Origin of the sequence: Pseudoalteromonas aurantia, from assembly GCF_005886875.1 — a bacterium.
Classification (GTDB): domain Bacteria; phylum Pseudomonadota; class Gammaproteobacteria; order Enterobacterales; family Alteromonadaceae; genus Pseudoalteromonas; species Pseudoalteromonas aurantia_A.
Genome location: NZ_PNBY01000139.1, coordinates 1 through 4,476 on the forward strand (window position 1 = coordinate 1; position 4,476 = coordinate 4,476).

Here is a 4,476-nt window from a genome sequence, read left to right on the forward strand (position 1 = left end):
TTATCCAGAGCTGAGGTTATATTGCAAATGTGATGAGTTATGGGCATGAAATTGCTAAAATTTCTTCTTTGTTACTATTTGACCATGCCAGCGCAGCAGCTGCTTTTTGCGGCAACCACTTATATGCTGTGTGCTCATTTGGGTCTAGTTTTATTTGAGTTTGATTGGGTACGCATATACTAAATACATACTCTGTGTTTGTAATTGCGTTTTCAATATATCGGTGTCGCCAGCATGGGCGGATTTCATACTGATGGGTTTTTTCTAAATCAGTTATTACTAAGTCCTGTTGTTTAGCGTCAATGCCTGTCTCTTCTAAGAGTTCTCGATATGCAGTATCTATAGGTAGCTCTCCTTCGTCAATTCCGCCAGTAACGGATTGCCAAAAGTTTATGTCATCAGTACGACGGATGAGCAAAAACTCATTGTTAGCATTGTATATAACAACTAAAACAGAATAGGGCTTTCTTAGGGGCATATCAAAACGACCATATAGATATTTATCTTAGTGTACCGTAAAAAGTGGCTTTATAAATGACATTATTTTAAGGGCATAGAAAAAGTATGGTTTGCGTCGCTGAATATAAAAAAAGGCAGGCCATAGGCCTGCCAAACATAACTACACCATTAAAAAAGTGTGCTAAGGAAGATAAAAATAAGCCAACCTCCTTGTTGGCCAAAACTGTGCTAAATAACGTGCATAGAGCGCCTAATAGGATAAAGCCTCTCAATGTGAAATACATGCTAAATTAATATGTTCCATTTGTAAATATAAATAGTGTTTTTTTGTTTGTTTTTTAACATATTATCCAGTTTTACTTCATTTTCGTATTCTGATTTTTTAATGTTTGTAGCTTATCACATTGTTTATTAGTATTTTTTATGTTCAATTGTGAGTTTTGAGGGGCATTGTTTTTTATTATGCATTTGTTTTTATTTTGTAAATTTTAAACCGAGGTTTTTACATTGTTTATGGTTGCTGCTGTCTTTGTCCTTAAGCCTCCATTATTTTTCCATATTTACTTTATATCCTGTGATCTGTAACGCAGCGTGAATACGCGCATTACTTTTCCTTTAGTATGCAGGTTCATGGATGAACCTTTTATACTCCACCATCGATTTTACACTTTGTCTCCCTGACGAAGGTCAGGGTCCATTTCAATTGAAGCTACTAAAATCATATAGACTCTGAAACGAGTTCAGAGCGACGAAATAGAGGAGGTAGTTGACGTCCTCTGAGCGATATTTATGGTTGTTTTTTTATACTTCGTCTCCCTGACGAAGGTCAGGGTCCATTTCAATTGAAGCTATTAAAATCATATAGACTCTGAAACGCGTTCAGAGCGACGAAATAGGGTGTGTCGGTTGGATTGGTGAGGCTTAAAAGTTTCCTACCAGTTATAATTCTTCACCCTGACGCAGGTCAGGGTCCATTTCAATTGAAGCTATTAAAAACATATAGACTCTGAAACGCGTTCAGAGCGACGAAATAGGGTGTGTCGGTTGGATTGGTGAGGCTTAAAAGTTTCCTACCAGTTATAATTCTTCACCCTGACGAAGGTCAGGGTCCATTTCAATTGAAGCTATTAAAAACATATAGACTCTGAAACGCGTTCAGAGCGACGAAATAGGGTGTGTCTGTTGGATTGGTGAGGCTTAACAGTTTCCTACCAGTTATAATTCTTCACCCTGACGAAGGTGAACACCTACTTAAAGACTGCTGCATCATGTATATGAAAATATTGGCTATTTGATTATTCCAAAGCTAAGATTTGAATTAGAATTGTGTATTATCGACATAAAAAGTGAGTTAGAAAGTTTTCATAAAAATGTATTTTGATTTTGTATGGATATATTAGAATGGCGATTACAAGTTAGATTTGTACGTTACTACAACGCATAAGCAGGTGAAACCGAGTGGAATCAAGTCAAGCAGGCCTTACGATTGTTAAAAATCGTCCTAAACAAATAAGTAATAGCAACGAGTTGCAGACTCTTTGGCTAAGAATAGAAAAGCATCAAAAACGTAATCTAAACTATGCAAAAAAACTTAAAAATACGTATGATTTATTTCAAGCCGTAGCCCTTGAAAAAGAGCTTGAATTTGCAAATTGCATTATTATGCAAGTCAAGCATTTAGCTGGTTTTATATTACGTAAGTCACTATCAAATACTGAGCGTGAGCATCTTATACAGTGGATTGATGAAGACTTAGCTTATCTGCAATCACACCCCTTTGTAGATCAAGTAAGCGTCAACCAAGCTATTACTTATGTGAATGAGCAGCACAAAGGGTACTTAAAAGAACACCCACAAGAAATAGATGAAAGCGAAATACACGCGCTAAGACGTCAGCTAGATGAAGAGTTTAACGGGTTGTTTGATCTAAACGATGACCAGCTCCGAGAATTACTTATGGATCCAGAAAAAATTGTTGAGCATATCGCAAAGCTACAAGATGAGTTTCAATCAAAGAATCATCAAGATAGCCATGATGAAGACGCTATATTTGAAGAGTCTTTCGGTGGGTTTGATGAAGGTGAGCATGCTTGGACGAATGGTTCTGAAAGGCTAAATAATAAACTAGATAAACTTTTTAAAAGTAGTCAATTAAATAAAATGTATAAGCGCGTTGCTTCAAAACTCCATCCTGATAAAGGGGTTGATGATGAAGATAGGGTGCAAAAGCACTCGCAAATGCAGGTTTTATCTGAGGCAAAGAAAAATAATGATGGCTATACAATTTTAAAGTTGTATTTGACGTATTTTAATGACACTGAATTAGATGGCGACACTTTAGCAAACCTCAAGCCAATGTTAGAAGCCAAAATACAGAAGTTAAACCAAGAATATCGAACATTACAATACGGCGATGACATGGCGAGTTTGGTTTGGCAGAATTTTAAACAAAGAACAATAAAAAAGACTGAGCAAGCTATAGAGCAACACGCTACTAAATTGCATTTTGACTGTGATGAAATGCGTCAGTTTATTGCAACGCATACCACGGTAAAGGCAATTAAAAGTAAATTAAAGAGCAGAATGAAATTAAACAATATGTTTTTTATAGATGAGCTAGAAAAGCAATTACAAAATGGCGGTTTTTATTTTGAGTAAGTGTGGGAATAGCACAACGAGTGGTAAGGCCTGTTAGTAATTCACAGGTACTTACTGCCACATATCGATTTTACACTTAGTGTGCCTTTTTTGGGGGTCTAGAGCCACCAAAACAACTTCACACACCGACCCCAATTTATAAATCGTCTCCCTGACGAAGGTCAGGGCCCATTCCAATCTAACCATCAAAGATAAATAGACTCTGAAACCAGTTCAGAGCGACGAAGCAGTGGCGCACCTTCATACTCCGTTACCCTGACGAAGGTCAGGGTCCATCCAAACCAAACCGCCAAAGTAAAATAGACTCTGAATCAAGTTCAGAGCGACGAAGCAACGGCGCACCTTCACATATCGGGTCTAACTTTATACTCCGTCTTCTTGACGCAGGTCAGGATCCATCTTGACTTGGGCACTCAGCCAATTCAATACTCTGTCATTCCTAATGGACGTAAGACCATAATTAATTGAATCCTAGAAGCAAACCTTAAATTGAGAGGTACAAGTCATCCCAATTTGGGTTTACCTTCTCAATTAAATTGATTTTCCATTCACGACGCCAATTTTTAAGCTGCTTCTCACGAGTGATGGCACTATACATATCGGAATAGGTTTCAAAATAGACCAGCTCAGTTACCTGATACCGTTTAGTGAACCCTTCGACAAAATGGTGTTTATGTTCGTATATGCGTTTTTTTAAATTACGTGTGACGCCGATATATAAAGTACCTTGAGGCTTAGATGCCAAAATATAAGTGGTAGGCTGCATGTTTTAGTCCTTTAATGCAATATGAAAAGTAAAGTGTTTATCTATAACATACTGTTATAAATACTTATATATTTAATTATCACAGCTAATTTAAATAAATCAAATAGACTCTTAAACCAGTTCAGAGTGACGAAGCAACGGCGCACCTTCACATACCAGCTCCACTTCACACAACGCCCCCAATTTATACTCCGTCTTCCTGACGCAGGTCAGGATCCACCTCACATACAATCACCAAAACCAACCCATACACCGTCTCCCTGACGAAGGTTAGGGCTCATCCCAACCAAACCACCAAAGTTAAATAGACTCTGAATCAAGTTCAGAGCGACGAAGCAGCGGTGCACCTTCACACACCAGCCCCACTTCACACACCGCCCCCAATTAATACTCCGTCTTCCTGACACAGGTCAGGGCCCACCCCAACCAAACCACCAAAGTAAAATAGACTCTGTAACCAGTTCAGAGCGATGAAGCAGCGGCGCACCTTCACACACCAGCCTCACTTCATACACCGCCCCCAAATAATAAACCGTCTTCCTGACGAAGGTCAAGATCGCAAGAGCATCGTCTACGGAAAGACTGAGAAGAGT

Annotated in this window: 4 protein-coding genes; 1 reads left to right on the forward strand and 3 read right to left on the reverse strand. The window is 38.5% G+C overall.

The window, feature by feature from the left end:
* Positions 1 to 37: 37 nt before the first annotated feature.
* Positions 38 to 478, reverse strand: coding sequence for a dihydroneopterin triphosphate diphosphatase (nudB, locus tag CWC18_RS19625; protein WP_138675940.1), 441 nt, complete (start codon positions 476 to 478; stop codon positions 38 to 40).
* A gap of 1,439 nt (positions 479 to 1,917) precedes the next feature.
* On the opposite strand from nudB, the gene CWC18_RS19630 reads away from it, so the two are divergent.
* Entirely contained in the window at positions 1,918 to 3,117 is a 1,200-nt protein-coding gene (locus CWC18_RS19630) for a hypothetical protein (RefSeq protein WP_138675941.1), read from the forward strand.
* 484 nt (positions 3,118 to 3,601) lie between these two features.
* Here the strand turns inward: CWC18_RS19630 and CWC18_RS19635 are convergent, their stop codons facing one another.
* A complete protein-coding gene (locus tag CWC18_RS19635) occupies positions 3,602 to 3,883 on the reverse strand; it encodes a GIY-YIG nuclease family protein (protein WP_138593838.1) in 282 nt (93 codons plus the stop codon).
* A gap of 410 nt (positions 3,884 to 4,293) precedes the next feature.
* Positions 4,294 to 4,476: hypothetical protein (locus CWC18_RS21295; protein WP_212747747.1), on the reverse strand; the 183-nt coding region annotated here is incomplete at its 5' end.